Origin of the sequence: Nitrospirillum guaranorum, from assembly GCF_034653275.1 — a bacterium.
Classification (GTDB): domain Bacteria; phylum Pseudomonadota; class Alphaproteobacteria; order Azospirillales; family Azospirillaceae; genus Nitrospirillum.
Genome location: NZ_JAYEES010000003.1, coordinates 1,201,303 through 1,217,391, shown reverse-complemented (window position 1 = coordinate 1,217,391; position 16,089 = coordinate 1,201,303). Strand labels below are relative to the sequence as shown.

Here is a 16,089-nt window from a genome sequence, read left to right as displayed (position 1 = left end):
CAAGCTTGCAAATCGCGCGCCGGGCGGGTCTATTGGTGACGTTGTACCCCGCTACCGGAGCGTTTTGCCTGCCATGTCCACCGATCTCCTTCGCTACGACCGTATGGTCGAGGCCGCCCTGCGCCGCGTCGTGCGCGACGCGCTGAAGGAAGTGCAGGAGCATGGCCTGCCCGGGGAGCACCATTTCTTCATCAGCTTCCGCACCCAGTATCCGGGCGTGCGCATGCCGGAATTCCTGCGCGCCAAGTACCCGGATGAGATCACCATCGTCCTGCAGTACCAGTTCTATGGCCTGGACGTGAATGACGAGCGGGTGGAAGTGACGCTGAGCTTTAATGGCAGCCACGAGCGTCTGGTGGTGCCCATGGCGGCCATCACCACCTTCGCCGACCCCTCGGTCAACTTCGCCCTGCAGTTCCAGCCCCCCGACGAGGAAGAGGCGGAAGAAGGCGAGGATGAGACCACCGCCGAGGAAGAGACGGCGCCCGAGGGTGAGGACGACGACACACCCAAGCAGGGTGGCACCGTCGTGGCGCTGGACGCGTTTCGTAAGAAGTAAGGGCCGCAACAAGTAAGCCGCCCCGCGCGGGGGAGCAGCGATCAATGCCCGTCTCCCCCGATTTCCTGGACTACCTCCTGGATTTGCTTGCCCCCTTAGGGCCGGTCGAGGCGCCGCGCCTGTTCGGCGGCCGGGGCCTGACCCTGCACGGCCGCAATTTCGGCCTCGTCACCCGTGACGACACCCTGTACCTGAAGGCCGACGCCGTCAGCCAGCCGGCCTTCGAGGCCGCCGGCTGCATCCGCTTCGCCCCCTGGGCCGATAAGCCCCACCGCTCGCTGGGCTACTACACCCCGCCCGAGGGCGCCATGGACGAGCCCGAGGAGCTGCTGCGCTGGGCTCGCCTGGCGGTCGACGCCGCCCTGCGCGCGCCGGCCAAGGCGCCGAAGAAGGCGAAGGCGCCGGCGAAGAAGACCCTGGCGGACATGCTGCTGGAGTAGGCGGCGGCCATCTACAGCACGGCATCTCGACAGGCCGAAAGCGCCGTGGCACTGTGCCTGTATGACGAGTCCGACCAAACACACACTGCCCGATGTCGATGCGGTTCTTGCGGCTAGTGAGGCTGAAACCGCTCGCGGCGAGACTGTGCCGTTGGCGCCAGTGCTGGGCCGTATCAAGGCAAGCATTAGCCGGATGGAAGCGCGGCAGGGCAAACAACAGGCTCAACCCCGTAAAGCCTGACTGTGACCATCCGCCTCAGCCCTCGAGCAGAAGCACAGGTTGACGCGCTGATTGCGCACTATGAGCGGTTGGGCCGGCTTGCCGCCACCCGTAATCTGCTGGTCGCCCTGGAAATGGCCGCCTTGCGTATCGAGACAAGTCCTTTCGCCGGACTGCCAGCGCCACGCCCCTACCCCACTCTGGCCAAAGCCGGCCGACTATGGCTGCATGCAGGCTCATATTGGGTCGCCTACACTATCACTGAACCGGCGGTCATCCAGGCGGTAATCCATGACACCGCCAATATTCCGCGCCGGCTGTAACAGCCAAACAAAAAGGGCGGCCCCAGCGGGACCGCCCTTTTCGTTTACGCGCCCAACCCCGATGGGGATCAGGTGTCCAGGAAGCTGCGCAGCTTGCGCGAGCGGGACGGGTGCTTCAGCTTGCGCAGCGCCTTCGCCTCGATCTGGCGGATACGCTCGCGGGTCACGCTGAACTGCTGGCCCACCTCTTCCAGGGTGTGGTCGGTGTTCATGCCGATGCCGAAGCGCATGCGCAGCACACGCTCCTCACGCGGGGTCAGCGAGGCCAGGACGCGGGTGGTCGTCTCGCGCAGGTTCGCCTGGATGGCGGCGTCCAGCGGCAGGACGGCGTTCTTGTCCTCGATGAAGTCGCCCAAGTGGCTGTCCTCCTCGTCGCCGATCGGCGTCTCGAGGCTGATCGGCTCCTTGGCGATCTTCAGGACCTTGCGGACCTTCTCCAGCGGCATCATCAGCCGCTCGGCCAATTCCTCCGGCGTGGGCTCGCGGCCGATCTCGTGCAGCATCTGGCGCGAGGTGCGCACCAGTTTGTTGATCGTCTCGATCATGTGCACGGGAATGCGGATGGTGCGGGCCTGGTCGGCGATGGACCGGGTGATGGCCTGGCGAATCCACCAGGTGGCGTAGGTCGAGAACTTGTAGCCGCGGCGGTATTCGAACTTATCAACGGCCTTCATCAGGCCGATGTTGCCTTCCTGGATGAGGTCCAAGAACTGCAGGCCGCGGTTGGTGTACTTCTTGGCGATGGAGATGACGAGGCGCAGGTTGGCCTCCACCATTTCCTTCTTGGCGCGGCTGGCTTCCTTCTCGCCCTTCTGCACCGTGGAGACGATGCGGCGGAACTCGCTGATGGGCAGGCGCACGCCTTCCGCGATCTCGTTGATGCCCTCGCGGACCTTCACGATCTCGCTGGCGCTGCGCTCCGCGAACTTGGCCCAGGCCTTGGAGTTGCCCTTCACCCGGTCCAGCCAGTTGGGGTCCAACTCGCTGCCGTAATAGTGGTGCAGGAAGTCCTCGCGCTTGACCTTGCAGTCGGTCGCCAGGCGCAGCAGCTTGCCCTCGAAGCCCATCAGGCGGCGGTTCATGCCGTACAGCTGCTCGACCAGGGCCTCGATGCGGCTGTTGTTCAGCCGCACGGAGTTGACCAGCTCGGTCAGCTCGGCCTTCAGCTTGTCGTACTTCTTGTCCTGGGCCTTGCCCAGATCCTCGCCGCGCTGGATGGCGGCCAGCCGCAGCTCCTGCATCTTGTGCAGCTTGTCGTAGGTGTCCTCGATGGTCTGGAAGGTCTCCAGCACCATGGGCTTCAGCTCGGCTTCCATGGCGGCCAGGGAAATGCCGCCCTCCTCCTCGCCGCCTTCGCCGGGCTCACCGCCCTCGGCCCCCTCGGGACGCTCACCGCCCTCGCCTTCGCCGGCACCCTCGCCGCCCTCGGCCGCCCCCTCCTCGCGCGGGGCCTCCTCGGCGCCGAGCACGGCCTCCGTCAGCTCACCCGACTCCGGATCGACGCCATAGGTCGCGTCCAGGTCGATGATGTCGCGCAGCAGCATCTTCCCTTCGTTCAGGGCCTCATGCCACTGGATGATGGCGCGGATGGTCAGCGGCGATTCGCAGATCGCGCCGATCATCATCTCGCGGCCGGCCTCGATGCGCTTGGCGATGGCGATTTCGCCCTCGCGCGACAGCAGCTCCACCGAACCCATCTCGCGCAGGTACATGCGCACCGGGTCGTCGGTGCGGCCGATGTCGTCGTCGTCCAGGTTGCCGGAGACGCGGCCTTCGCCGTCACCGCCGCCTTCGCCGCCGGCCTCGGTATCCTGCTCTTCCGATTCGATGACGTTGATGCCCATCTCATTGAGCATGGCCATCGTGTCCTCGATCTGCTCGGACGAGGATTGGTCGGGGGGCAGGGCTGCGTTCAGTTCGTCATAGGTGACGAACCCCCGCTCCTTGCCGCGCTGGATCATCTTCTTGACGGCCAGGCCCATGCCATCCATCAGCGGGCCGTCCACCTGTTCCTCACGCGCCTCGGAAACGTCCGCACTCTGCGCTGCTTTCGTGGCCATTCGCTCAATGTCCCCGACTAACTGAAATGCAAACCAACTGAACGCCGGTTCAACCCTGACGGCCGGCCTTCATGGGCGCCGGCCCATACCCTTCACTCACAGACACGCAATTCGGGGCCTGAGCCCGTCGACACCGGGTGCCGGACTAAACTGGTGCTTCCGATGCCGCGCGGACACCCGATACCCAAAGAAAGCGCCGGTTCCCACCAAAAACAGGGGGCGGGACGAAAAAAGGCGCCGCACCGGATGAAAACCCCGGTCACGCCACCCCTCATCATCCCTAAACGCCTGTCCTGGCCGGACCCGCATCGCCTTTTCGCGTAATCGTCGCTCCCCAGCGCAGCATCACTTCCAACCTCATCCGGCCGGCCCGCCGGTGGATCATGCCACCGGAACGAACCGTCCGCCCCCGTCCGGTGCGGAGGTTCCTTGGGGTGGTGGCGTCAGACGCCCTCACCCTCCGGATCCAGGGCATGGCCCCGGCGTATCAACTCTTCCCGTTTAAGGGCATTCACCCGGGCCAGGGTTTCCTCGTTGAAATCCTCGGCCAGGCGTCTCTCCGCCTCGCGCAGCTCGGCCCGGAAGACCAAGTCCTGGAAATTCAGCCATAGTTCCTGCCAGCCCGCGCGAGCGGATTCGGGCGTCGCCTCCGGACGGGCGTAAGAGGGCAGGTCCGCCCCCAGCGTCTCATCCAGTTCCTCGGCGAAGCCGCAAGCTGACAAGTGGCGTCGTAAACCCTCGGCGTCAAGTCCCGAATCGTGGAACAGGCGTTCGACCAGCGCCTGGCGCAGCCGTTCCAGCCCCTCGGTGGCGAAGCTGATCATGGCCAAGGTCTCGCCCACGGTCTCGAACAGCGCCGGATGGTTCAGCACCACGGCCAGCAACAGGCGCTCGCGCCCGCGCACCGAGCCGACCTCGACTCCGGCGCGGAAGCGCTTGTCCCACTGGCGCGCCACCGGAAAGGGAATGTCGCCGGGACGCTGCCCCCGCTTGAAGCCGCCCTGGAAGGCGGGGCGCGGCGGCCGGCTCAACTGGTACAGCCGGTCGCGGAAGGCGCGCTCATAGGCCTTGCGCACCCGCAGGTCGGGGATGCGTTCCAGCTGCGCGTCCAGGGCAGCCTGCATGCCGGCCTGGGCATCGGGCTGGGTCAGGTCGCGCTCCGCCGCCTCCATATCCCACAGCACGTCCGTCAAGGGCCGGGCACGGTCCAGCACGGCCTGCAAGGCGGCGGGACCGCCGGCGCGGATCAGGCTGTCGGGGTCTTCCTTGTCCGGCATGAAGGCGACACGGACCGAATGGTCGGCGATCAGCAGGGGCAGCACGCGCTCGACCGCGCGGAAGGCGGCGCGCCGGCCGGCATTGTCGCCGTCGAAGCACAGGATGGGGGTGCGTTGGCCTTCCGGCGCCAGCTTCCACAAGGCTTGGATCTGCGTCTCCGTCAGCGCCGTGCCCAGCGGCGCCACCGCGCCCTCGAACCCCGCCATGACGCTGGCGATGACGTCCATGTAGCCTTCGGTGACGATCACCGGCTTGCCGTCCGCCGCCGCCTGTCGCGCCCGGCTCATGCCGTAGAGGATGTCGCCCTTGTGGAACAGGGGGTTCTCGGCGGAATTGATGTATTTCGGCCCCTCCCCCTCCAGGATGCGGCCGCCGAAGGCCACCACCCGGCCGCGCCGGTCGGTGACGGGGAACAGCACCCGGTTGCGGAAGAAGGGAAAGGGTGCCCGGCCGTCATCCGGCCGCTTGAACAGCCCGGCCTCCACCATGTCGGCCTCGGTGTAGCCGGCGGTCACCAGCTCCCCGCGCAGGCCCGCGCCGTCGCTGGGCGCGTAGCCCAGGCGGAAGCGGGCCATGGCCTCGTCATCCAGGCCGCGGCCACGCAGGTAGGCCAGGCCGTGGCGGCCCACGGGCGCGCGCAGCTGCGCCTCGAACCAGCGGGTGGCGCGCTCCACCAGGTCGTAGAGCGACTTCTCGCGCTCGAACCGTTCCCGCTCCTGCGGGCTGGCCTTGGGCACGGTCAGTCCGGCCTCGGGCGCCAGCGCCTCCACCGCCTCCATGAACGACAGGTTGTCGTTGCGCATGATGAAGCCGATGACGTCGCCGTGCGCGCCGCAGCCGAAGCAGTGGAAGAAGCCCTTCTGGTCGTTGACGTAGAAGCTGGGCGTCTTTTCGTTATGGAAGGGGCAGGGCGCGCGGAATTCCCGCCCCGCCCGCTGCAGGCGCACGCGCCGCATCACCACGTCCGACAGGGTCAGCCGGTTCCGCAGCTCTTCCAGGAATTGGGGCGGCAGGGCCATGGGCGGTGGCGGGGTCCGAAAATGGTCTGTCAGGAGGGGGCCAGGCGGTAGGCCCGGCCCCGGAAGGGTGGGACCTCAGCCGTTCAGCGCGGCCTTGACCAGCGGGCCGACGGTGGAGAAGTCCATCTGGCCGGTGTACTTGTCCTTCAGCACGGCCATGACCTTGCCCATGTCCTTGACGCTGGCGGCCCCGGTGTCGGCCACGGCCTGGGTGATGGCGGCCTTGGTCTCATCCTCGGTCAGCTGCTTGGGGAGGAAGGACATGATGACGGCGATTTCCGCCTCTTCCTGCGCGGCCAGCTCTTCACGGCCGCCCTGGCGGTACAGGGCCACGGATTCGCGGCGCTGCTTCACCATGGTCTGCAGCATGCTGCCGATCTCGGCCTCGGGGATACCGTCCATCTGGCCCTTGGGGCGCGCGTCGATGTCCCGCTTCTTCAGTTCCGCCATGATCATCCGGACGGCGGACAGCGTCTGCGTGTCCTTCGCCTTCATGGCGTCCTTCATGGTCTGGGTGAAACGCTCGCGCAGCATGGGTCGGCTTCCTCAAGAGGCTTCATGGCAACCGGCACGCCATCCGCCGGCCCCAGGTTTTGGGGGCGCACGCGGGATGGTAGCCAATCAATGGGGAAGGACGAACCTTACCCGGCCAACCCCTTGAGCGCCAGCGCCCAGATGACAGAGGCGCCCCCGCGCCCCAAGCATGGGGGCCATCGCTTGACCCGGCCGCCCGTGTTCTCTATGTGACAGAAGAATTTCCGACGACATTGGGGCGGCCCTCGCGGCATGCCCAGGCTCCAGGGGGCGGCTCCCGCCCCGTGCTCAAGCGCGCGCCCACAAGGTCGAACCGGATGAGATGAGAGGGCACCTTCAAGGCCGGCAGCCGCGAACGCCGTCCGGGGAGTGCCCCGCAGCGAATGGAACGAAGCGATGACCGCAGCCGCCCCCCCCCCCCCGCAGCCTGAGGGCGCCACCGGCGTGCTGGTTCTGGCGGACGGCAGCATCCACTGGGGCAAGGGCATCGGCGCCGCCGGCCAGTCGGTAGGCGAGGTCTGCTTCAACACCTCCATGACCGGCTACCAGGAAATCCTGACCGATCCGTCCTACGCCGGCCAGATCATCACCTTCACCTTCCCGCACATCGGCAACGTCGGTACCAACGACGAGGACATCGAGACGGTGACCCCGGCGGCCCGGGGCCTGATCCTGCGCGTCGACATCACCGAGCCGTCGAACTGGCGCGCCACGCGCAACCTGGACGCCTGGCTGAAAAGCCACGGCCTGGTGGGCCTGGGCGGCCTGGACACCCGCGCCCTGACCCGCCGCATCCGCGACGGCGGTGCGCCCAATGGCGTCATCGCCCATTCCCCCGACGGCAAATTCGACCTGGACGCCCTGCTGGCGCAGGCCAAGGCCTGGCCCGGGCTGGAGGGCATGGACCTGGCCAAGGACGTGACCTGCGGCCAGACCTTCACCTGGGATGAGAGCGCCTGGACCATCGCCGGCGGCTACGGCCGCCAGACCGATCCCAAGCACCACGTGGTGGCCGTCGACTTCGGCGCCAAGCGCAACATCCTGCGCTGCCTGGCCAACGCCGGCTGCCGCGTGACGGTGGTGCCCGCCACCGCCACGGCCGAGGACATCCTGGCGCACAAGCCCGACGGCGTCTTCCTGTCCAACGGCCCCGGCGACCCGGCCGCCACCGGCACCTATGCCGTGCCCATGATCCAGCAGATCGTGGCCAGCGGCCTGCCCCTCTTCGGCATCTGCCTGGGCCACCAGCTGCTGGCCCTGGCCCTGGGCGGCCAGACCACCAAGATGGAAAAGGGCCACCGCGGCGCCAACCACCCGGTGAAGGACCTGGCCACCGGCCGGGTGGAGATCACCAGCCAGAACCACGGCTTCGTCGTCCTGCCGGAAAGCCTGCCGGACACGGTGGAGGTGACGCACGTGTCGCTGTTCGACGGCACCAATGAGGGCATCCGCCTGAAGGACAAGCCGGTGTTCTCCGTCCAGTATCACCCGGAGGCGAGCCCCGGTCCGGAGGACAGCCATTATCTGTTCGACCGGTTCATCGAGAACATCGCCGCCCGCTGACGCGGCAATATTGGCCGAAGTATTGATGAACGTGCCTGGAGGGCCGGTGGAGAGCGCTTCACCGGCCCTCACCTTTTGGGTATCCGACACCTCTCGAAAAAATCTCGCGCCGCTGCTATAAAAATCATTCGCGGGCGGCATGAGGCCAATAATGGGCGTGTTCGATTTCCTGAAAAAAGATGTGGTGGAAAAGGTGAAGGTGCCCGCGCTGGCTGCCAGCGTGGTCATCAATTCAAAGACCTATCCCATCAACAACATGGCGGCCAACAGCTTTACCGCCACGGGGGCCGCCGGCCTGGGCCAGGGCACGAGCTTCAAGATGAAGGTCGCCTTCAAGGACAGCAAAGAGAACGTCGCCTTCATCTGCGATGGCCAAGTGGCCGCTATTATTGGCAAGGACGCCAAGATCAACTTCGTCAACCTGGACGAGGCGCGGCGCCTGAAGGTCGCGGGCTTCCTGACGCGCTACCTGCGTTCCCGCTGATTGGACGCACCCGAAAGAGCGAATGTCAGTAAAATTTTAAATAATTCCCGTTAATAGCTTTTTCATCACTTGCTGTGCCGACTCCCCAGCCGGGGTTGATCGGTGGTATTCTCAAGTGATGCGCATCTCTTCTGTCCTGCTTCCGGCGTTCCTGGCGACGGCCCTCCTGGCCGCGGCGCCGGCCCATGCGCAGACCGCCGCGCCGGCCACGCCCACGCAGTGGATGGTGCGCCCCACCCCGCCGCATGACGGGCTGAAGCTGGCGGAGCCTCAGCCGGGGCATCTGGGCGCCGGTCCCCACGACCCCAGCCCGCCGCCGGCGGTGGCCCTGCCCCTGCCGCCGCGCCACACCCAGGCGCGCATCGTCTATGCCTTCGCCGGTCCGGCGTCGCGCATGATGACGGTGTCGCGCGACCTGTCGGACGCCTGCCGGCGCGGGCGCTTCATCCAGCGCGTCGACATGCTGTATCGCGCCTTCGGCCCCAAGGAGAGCCCGCTGGGCGTGGCCTACGGCACCTGGGCCATCAACCTGGTGGACCCCGACCGCAAGCGCGAGGTCGGCACGGTCTATTTCTTCGACAAGCAGGACACGGCCCGCTGCACCGTCTACACCGCGCGGCAGGACGTGCTGCTGCCCTGGTACTACGGACCCGGCGGTGGCTACGGCAAGGACCCGGCCGCGCCGAATCCCGCCGCCAACGGCGTCACCCCGGTCTCGGCCTCCGCGCCCAAGGCCCCCTAAGCCCCTGGTTTCCCTGGGATCAAGCCCTGGTTTGACCCTGCGGGTTGCGGTAGGCGCACCCCCCCACCCCATATGCAGCGCTTCACCGTGGTGCAACAGACCTATATATAAGCGGCTCAGCCGAACAATCCCCCGCGCCACCATTCCAGGGCGGGGGATTGTTTTGTGTGGCCGGAGTCTGGAGCCCCCTTCGGGTTGGGCCGGACTGACCGGACGGTAGAATTCAAAAAATGGCGGCTGACCCTCATGCCTAAACGCACAGACATCAAGTCCATCTGCATCATCGGCGCCGGCCCGATCATCATCGGCCAGGCTTGCGAATTCGATTATTCCGGTGTGCAGGCGTGCAAGGCGCTGAAGGAAGAGGGGTACCGGGTCATCCTGGTCAACTCCAACCCCGCCACCATCATGACCGACCCGGGCCTGGCCGACGCCACCTACGTCGAGCCCATCACCCCGGCCGTCGTCGCCAAGATCCTGGAGAAGGAGCGGCCCGACGCCCTGCTGCCCACCATGGGCGGCCAGACGGCGCTGAACACGGCGCTGAAGCTGTTCCATGACGGCACGCTGGATCGGCTGGGGGTCAAGCTGATCGGCGCCAAGGCCGACGTGATCGAGAAGGCGGAAGACCGCCTGCTGTTCCGCGACGCCATGGACAAGATCGGCTTGGAAAGCCCGAAGTCCCGCATGGTGAAGTCGGAGGCCGAGGCCGCCGACGCCCTGGCCTACGTCGGCCTGCCCGCCATCATCCGCCCCAGCTTCACCCTGGCCGGGACCGGCGGCGGCATCGCCTACAACAAGGCGGAGTACATCGAGATCGTCCGCGGCGGCCTGCGCGCCAGCCCGGTGGGCGAGGTGCTGGTCGAGGAATCGGTCCTGGGCTGGAAGGAGTATGAGATGGAGGTTGTGCGCGACTGCCGCGACAACTGCATCATCATCTGCTCCATCGAGAACATCGACCCCATGGGCATCCATACCGGTGACAGCGTCACCGTGGCGCCCGCGCTGACGCTGACCGACAAGGAATATCAGCTGATGCGCAACGCCTCGATCGCCGTGCTGCGCGAGATCGGGGTGGACACCGGCGGGTCCAACGTCCAGTTCGCCGTGAACCCGGAGAACGGCCGCGTCGTCGTCATCGAGATGAACCCGCGCGTCAGCCGCTCGTCCGCCCTGGCGTCCAAGGCCACCGGCTTCCCCATCGCCAAGATCGCCGCCAAGCTGGCGGTGGGCTACACCCTGGACGAACTGGACAACGACATCACCGGCAGCACGCCCGCCAGCTTCGAACCGACGATCGACTACGTCGTCACCAAGATGCCGCGCTTCGCGTTCGAGAAGTTCCCCGGCGCCGACGCCCTGCTGACGACCTCGATGAAGTCGGTGGGCGAGGCCATGTCCATCGGCCGCAGCTTCGCCGAATTGGTGCAGAAGGCCCTGCGCTCCATGGAAACCGGCCTGACCGGCTTCGACGAGGTGGACCTGACCGGCGGCACGGGCGTGGTCGATCCGCTGAAGATCCGGGCCGCCCTGTCCAAGCCCACGCACGACCGCATCCTGGTCATCGCCCAGGCCTTCCGCCACGGCCTGACGGTGGAGGAGATCCACGCCGCCTGCCGTGTCGACCCGTGGTTCCTGCGCCAGATCGAAGAGGTCATCCAGGCCGAGGCCGGGGTGAAGGCCGCTGTCCAGAAGGGGGGCCTTGCCGCCCTGACCCAGCGGGATTTCGCCAAGCTGAAGGCCCAGGGCTTCTCCGACGCCCGCCTGGCCACCCTGACCGGCGCCACCGAGGCCGCCGTGGCGGCGGCCCGCCGCGGCTTCAACATCCGCCCGGTGTTCAAGCGCATCGACACCTGCGCCGCCGAATTCGCCAGCAAGACGCCCTACATGTATTCCACGTACGAGGGTGACGGCAGCGTGGCCGGCGAGTGCGAGTCCGAGCCGACGGACAAGAAGAAGGTCGTCATCCTGGGCGGCGGCCCCAACCGCATCGGCCAGGGTATCGAGTTCGACTATTGCTGCGTCCATGCCGTCTACGCCCTGCGCGAGGCCGGCTACGAGACCATCATGGTCAACTGCAACCCCGAGACCGTCTCCACCGACTACGACACCGCCGACCGCCTGTATTTCGAGCCGCTGACGGCCGAGGACGTGATCGAGCTGGTGCGGACGGAGCAGGCCAACGGCGAGGTGCTGGGCGTCATCGTGCAGCTGGGCGGCCAGACGCCGCTGAAGCTGGCCCGCGACCTGGAAGAGGCCGGCATCCCCATCCTGGGCACCAGCCCGGACGCCATCGACCTGGCCGAGGACCGCGAGCGCTTCCAGCAGCTGCTGCACAAGCTGAACCTGCGCCAGCCGGCCAACGGCCTGGCCCGCTCGCTGGAAGAGGCGGAGAAGGTGGCCGACCAGATCGGCTTCCCCGTCGTCATCCGCCCGTCCTATGTGCTGGGCGGCCGGGCCATGGAGATCGTCCACGACCAGGCCGGCCTGAAGCGCTACATGGGCAACGCCGTGAAGGTGTCGGGCAAGAACCCGGTGCTGATCGACAGCTACCTGCAGGACGCCATCGAGGTGGACGTGGACGCCGTCTGCGACGGCACCCAGGTCTATGTCGCGGGCGTGATGGAACACATCGAGGAAGCCGGCATCCACTCCGGCGACAGCGCCTGCGCCCTGCCCCCCTACACCCTGCCCAAGCCGGTGGTGGACGAGCTGTCGCGCCAGGCCGAGGCTTTGGCCCACGGCCTAAACGTCGTCGGCCTGATGAACATCCAGTTCGCCATCAAGGCGAATCCGGACGGCAACGGCCCGGCCGGCCAGGACATCTACATCCTGGAAGTGAACCCGCGCGCCTCGCGCACCGTGCCCTTCGTCGCCAAGGCCACCGGCACGGCCATCGCCAAGATCGCCGCCCGCGTCATGGCCGGCGAAAAACTGACCGACTTCAAGCTGGGCGGCGCCTTCCCGCCGCACACGGCGGTGAAGGAGGCGGTGTTCCCCTTCAACCGCTTCCCCGGCGTCGACATCCTGCTGGGGCCGGAGATGCGGTCCACCGGTGAGGTCATGGGCCTGGACCCGAACTTCGCCATGGCCTTCGCCAAGGCCCAGCTGGGCGCCGGCGTGACCCTGCCGACCACCGGCACAGTGTTCATTTCGGTTCGGGAACGAGACAAGCCCGCCCTGGTTCCGGTGGCGCGCCGCCTGGTCGACATGGGCTTCAAGATCGTCGCCACCTGCGGTACCGCCAAGGTGCTGTCGGCGGCCGGCATCCCGGTCAGCCAGATCAACAAGGTGCTGGAAGGCCAGCCGCACATCGTCGACGCCATGATCGATGGTGAGGTGCAGCTGGTGTTCAACACCACCGAGGGCGCTCAAGCCGTCTCCGACAGCTTCAGCTTGCGCCGCACCGCACTCGTCAATAACATTCCTTATTACACGACGGTCGCGGGGGCCCGCGCCGCCGTGGACGCCATCTCGGCGCTGCGCACCGGCAGCCTTGAGGTTGCGCCGCTTCAGTCCTATCTGAGCGGGACTTACTAACCTGCGGGTGATCGATCGACCAGGGGATGACGGCCGACCGGCCGCCATCCCGGGATCAAGATCACCCTCGGGAGGGTTTCTCGTTGTCGCGATGCGGCCCCTCGGGGCTCGCCCCAGGCCAAGACCCCTGGGTTCTGAGTAACGGAATATCGAAGGCTATGGAAAAAATCCCGATGACGGCTGCGGGCTATACCCGCCTCCAGGAAGAACTGAAGCATTTGAAGGTCATTGAGCGGCCAGCCGTGATCAAGGCCATCGCCGAGGCGCGCGAGCACGGCGACCTGTCGGAAAACGCCGAATACCACGCCGCCCGTGAGCGCCAGAGCTTCATCGAAGGCCGCGTCATGGAGCTGGAGGACAAGATCAGCCGTGCCGAGGTGATCGACGTCAGCAAGCTGACCGGCAACGCCGTGAAGTTCGGCGCCACCATCCGCCTGGCGGATGAGGACACGGACGAGGAGTCGACCTACCAGATCGTCGGCGCGGACGAAAGCGACATCAAGAACGGCTTCCTGTCAATCACCAGCCCGCTGGCGCGCGCGCTGATCGGCAAGCATGTCGGCGACAATGTCGAGGTGACCACGCCCGGCGGCTCCAAGAGCTACGAGATCGTGGAGATCGCCTTCCGCTGAGGCGGCGGCGACCCAGGGCATCAAAAGAAAGGCCCCCGCTGGATGGTCCGGCGGGGGCCTTTCTTTTACGTCTTCACGTGCCACAGCGGCACGCGTGCCGCTGTAGGCCGCGACCGCAGCCGCCGCGAAAGCGCCTATTCCCCGTCCTCGTCGTCCTCCAGCACCTCGGGGCCCACGTCGACGTCGATGGGAACGCCGGGGGTGTACTTGGACTGGCGGATGGCCAGGGCCGACTTCACGTGGCTGACGTTGGGGGCTGCGGTCAGCTTGGTCGTCAGGAAGCGCTGATAGCTGTCCCAGTCCGCGGCCACGATCTTCAGCAGGAAGTCGGTTTCGCCGGCCAGCATGCTGCATTCCCGAACCTCGGGCCAGCTGTTGACCATGCCTTCGAACTTCTTCAGGTCCGCTTCCGCCTGGGAAGACAGGCCCACCTGCGCGAACACGGTGACGCCGAAGCCCAAGGCCTCGGGGTTGATGTCCGCATGGTAGCCCCGGATGAAGCCCGCCTCTTCCAGCGCGCGGACGCGCCGCAGGCAGGGGGGCGCAGAGATGCCGGCCCGCCGGGCGAGTTCCACGTTGGTCATTCGGCCGTCCGCCTGCAAGTCGCGCAGGATACGCCGATCAATTCGGTCGAGTTTGACCCGCCGCATGGTATTGTCTTGTGCTCCCGGGAGGGGTGGGGTTGAAAGGATATTACATAGATTGCCCGTCGCCCCCAGGCAAGAAAGATTGTTGCGCGCGAAACGGTCCCATCCTTTGGTGTGGCGCGCTACACTGGCGCCATGAACGCCCAGAGCCCCCCGGCGGCCCCCGCTGCCGTCCCCACTCCACAGCCCGCAAGCCCGCCCACCTGCTGGGTTTTATCCGATGGCAAGGCCGGCATGGAAAACCAGTGCCTGGGCCTGGCGGAGGCCGTGGGCGCCACCCCGGTGGTCAAACGCATCCACCTTAAGACACCTTGGCGCCAGCTCAGCCCTTACCTGCCGCTGAGCCTCGACCACGGCCTTACCCCCGACTCCGATACCCTGGCGCCGCCCTGGCCAGACCTGCTGATCACCTCCGGCCGGCAGGCGGTGGGCGCGGCCCTGGCCATCCGCCGGCGCAGCGGCGGGCGCACGTTCTGTGTCCATATCCAGAACCCCAGCGTGCCTTTCGGCTGGTTGGATCTGGTGATCATGCCGGCCCATGACCGTAAGGCCGGTCCCAACGTGATGGAGAGCCTGGGCGCCTTGCACCGGGTGACGGCGGCGCGCCTGGCGGATGAGGCAGCAAAATTCGCGCCCGAGCTGGACCACCTGCCCCGCCCGCGCGTGGCCGTGCTGGTGGGCGGGTCCAACGGCGTCTACCACCTGACGCCGGCGGTGACCGCGCAGTTGGCCAACCGGCTGGCCACGCTGGCGCGCCAGGGCATCGGCCTCATGGTCACGCCCTCGCGCCGCACGGGGCCGGAGAACGAGGCCGTGCTGCGCCAGCACCTGCAGGGATTACCGGCCGTGGTCTGGGACGGTGCCGGCGCCAACCCCTATTTCGGCTACCTGGGCCTGGCCGACGCCGTCCTGTGCACCGGCGACAGCGTGTCCATGGTGTCGGAGGCGGCCAGCACCGGCAAACCCGTCTATGTCATCGCCCTGGAGGGCAAGTCGGCCAAGTTCGACCGCTTCCACCAGCTGATGGTGGAGCGCGGCGTCACCCGCCCCTTCACCGGCGTGGTGGAGAATTGGACGCCCACGCCCCTGGACGACACCCCGCGCGTGGCGGCCGAGGTGCTGCGGCGCATGGCCGCCCGGCGCTGACGCCCCCGACAGCGCGCGGGGGCGCGGCCTGTGCTATGGTGGGCCCGTCCGTTGCTGGGGTGGGCCAATCGCACGGACCCAGCATTGACCCCGATGCGCCGCCGCCCCATCTGGGGTGAAGTATTTGCGAACCAGTCTCAGCAAGAATGGTTCTAAAGTACGATTCAGCCCCGGCGTCCCATCAAGCGCCAGCCTTAGAAGAAGCAGGACCATGATCGGCACCACCGTCCCCTCCTCCCCCGCGTCTGGCGCCCCGCTGGCGACGGATCCGGGCCGCGCCATCGACCTGGACGCCTTCCGCGCCACGCCCCTGTCCCACGACCCCTTCGCCCATCTGATCATCCCCGGTTTCGTGCGGGCGGAAGCGCGCGAGGCCATCCACCGCGATTTCCCCGAGATCGAGCAGGCCGGCAGTTTCCCCGCGCGCGAGCTGAGCTACGGCCCGGCCTTCGCCGCCCTGCTGAAGGAAATCCAGGGCCCGGCCATGACGGCGGCGTTCGAGGAGAAGTTCGGCGTCGACCTGACCGACCACCCCACCATGGTGACGGTGCGCGGGCGGGCCAAGGCCCAGGACGGCCAGATCCACGTGGACAGCAAGAGCAAGATCATCACCGTCCTGCTCTACATGAACCCCTCGTGGGAAACGTCGGACGGGCGCCTGCGCCTGCTGCGCGGGCCGGAGAGCCTGGACAACGCGGTCACCGAGATCCCGCCGGCCGAGGGCACGCTGCTGGCCTTCCTGAACGGCCCCACCGCCTGGCACGGCCACACCAGCTTCGTCGGCCCGCGCCGCGTCATCCAGTTGAACTGGGTGCAGGATGACGGCGTGGTGAAGCGGGAACAGTTCCGCCACGCCCTGTCGGCCAAGATGAAGCGCCTGAACCCCTTCCGCTGAATCTGTG

The 16,089-nt window shown here is 67.1% G+C and carries 14 protein-coding genes; 10 read left to right on the top strand and 4 right to left on the bottom strand.

What is annotated here, in order from left to right; translation table 11 throughout:
* The first annotated feature begins 73 nt into the window (after positions 1-73).
* The 3 genes from UAJ10_RS14470 (at position 74) to UAJ10_RS14460 (ending at position 1,542) form a co-directional block, all read left to right on the top strand.
* Positions 74-559 carry an SspB family protein gene (locus UAJ10_RS14470; RefSeq protein ID WP_322915995.1) on the top strand — a complete coding sequence of 162 codons (486 nt, stop codon included), beginning with the start codon at positions 74-76 and terminating at the stop codon, positions 557-559.
* A 44-nt stretch (positions 560-603) separates the two neighbouring features.
* The gene (locus UAJ10_RS14465) at positions 604-999 is read left to right on the top strand and encodes a TfoX/Sxy family protein (RefSeq protein ID WP_322915994.1); all 396 of its coding nucleotides are present in this window, start codon (positions 604-606) and stop codon (positions 997-999) included.
* Between the two features lie 243 nt (positions 1,000-1,242).
* Positions 1,243-1,542 (top strand): type II toxin-antitoxin system RelE/ParE family toxin, encoded by a 300-nt coding sequence (locus UAJ10_RS14460; protein WP_322915993.1) that lies wholly within the window; start codon positions 1,243-1,245, stop codon positions 1,540-1,542.
* A 68-nt stretch (positions 1,543-1,610) separates the two neighbouring features.
* Here UAJ10_RS14460 and rpoD read toward each other — a convergent pair whose 3' ends face one another.
* The 3 genes from rpoD to UAJ10_RS14445 form a co-directional block, all read right to left on the bottom strand.
* Positions 1,611-3,602 carry an RNA polymerase sigma factor RpoD gene (rpoD, locus tag UAJ10_RS14455; RefSeq protein ID WP_322915992.1) on the bottom strand — a complete coding sequence of 664 codons (1,992 nt, stop codon included), beginning with the start codon at positions 3,600-3,602 and terminating at the stop codon, positions 1,611-1,613.
* A gap of 443 nt (positions 3,603-4,045) precedes the next feature.
* The gene (gene dnaG / locus UAJ10_RS14450; RefSeq protein WP_322915991.1) at positions 4,046-5,899 is read right to left on the bottom strand and encodes a DNA primase; all 1,854 of its coding nucleotides are present in this window, start codon (positions 5,897-5,899) and stop codon (positions 4,046-4,048) included.
* Positions 5,900-5,974: 75 nt separating this feature from the next.
* Positions 5,975-6,433, bottom strand: a complete 459-nt coding sequence (locus UAJ10_RS14445) for a GatB/YqeY domain-containing protein (RefSeq protein WP_322915990.1) — start codon at positions 6,431-6,433, stop codon at positions 5,975-5,977.
* Between the two features lie 396 nt (positions 6,434-6,829).
* On the opposite strand from UAJ10_RS14445, the gene carA reads away from it, so the two are divergent.
* The 5 genes from carA to greA all read left to right on the top strand — a co-directional run bounded on the left by carA (position 6,830) and on the right by greA (position 13,394).
* Entirely contained in the window at positions 6,830-7,996 is a 1,167-nt protein-coding gene (gene carA / locus UAJ10_RS14440; RefSeq protein ID WP_322915989.1) for a glutamine-hydrolyzing carbamoyl-phosphate synthase small subunit, read from the top strand.
* Between the two features lie 151 nt (positions 7,997-8,147).
* On the top strand, positions 8,148-8,480 hold the full coding sequence (locus UAJ10_RS14435; protein ID WP_040849171.1) for a hypothetical protein: 333 nt from the start codon (positions 8,148-8,150) through the stop codon (positions 8,478-8,480).
* 118 nt (positions 8,481-8,598) lie between these two features.
* Complete coding sequence (locus tag UAJ10_RS14430) at positions 8,599-9,222, top strand: hypothetical protein (RefSeq protein ID WP_322915988.1); 624 nt, start codon at positions 8,599-8,601, stop codon at positions 9,220-9,222.
* Positions 9,223-9,468: 246 nt separating this feature from the next.
* The gene (carB, locus tag UAJ10_RS14425) at positions 9,469-12,762 is read left to right on the top strand and encodes a carbamoyl-phosphate synthase large subunit (RefSeq protein WP_322915987.1); all 3,294 of its coding nucleotides are present in this window, start codon (positions 9,469-9,471) and stop codon (positions 12,760-12,762) included.
* A gap of 158 nt (positions 12,763-12,920) precedes the next feature.
* The gene (gene greA / locus UAJ10_RS14420) at positions 12,921-13,394 is read left to right on the top strand and encodes a transcription elongation factor GreA (protein ID WP_322915986.1); all 474 of its coding nucleotides are present in this window, start codon (positions 12,921-12,923) and stop codon (positions 13,392-13,394) included.
* 134 nt (positions 13,395-13,528) lie between these two features.
* Here the strand turns inward: greA and UAJ10_RS14415 are convergent, their stop codons facing one another.
* Entirely contained in the window at positions 13,529-14,044 is a 516-nt protein-coding gene (locus tag UAJ10_RS14415) for an Lrp/AsnC family transcriptional regulator (protein WP_145749938.1), read from the bottom strand.
* Positions 14,045-14,275: 231 nt separating this feature from the next.
* Here UAJ10_RS14415 and UAJ10_RS14410 point away from each other — a divergent pair, with 231 nt between their 5' ends.
* Both UAJ10_RS14410 and UAJ10_RS14405 read left to right on the top strand, forming a co-directional pair.
* A complete protein-coding gene (locus UAJ10_RS14410; protein ID WP_322915985.1) occupies positions 14,276-15,187 on the top strand; it encodes a mitochondrial fission ELM1 family protein in 912 nt (303 codons plus the stop codon).
* Positions 15,188-15,398: 211 nt separating this feature from the next.
* On the top strand, positions 15,399-16,082 hold the full coding sequence (locus UAJ10_RS14405; protein WP_322915984.1) for a 2OG-Fe(II) oxygenase family protein: 684 nt from the start codon (positions 15,399-15,401) through the stop codon (positions 16,080-16,082).
* Positions 16,083-16,089 lie beyond the last annotated feature (7 nt).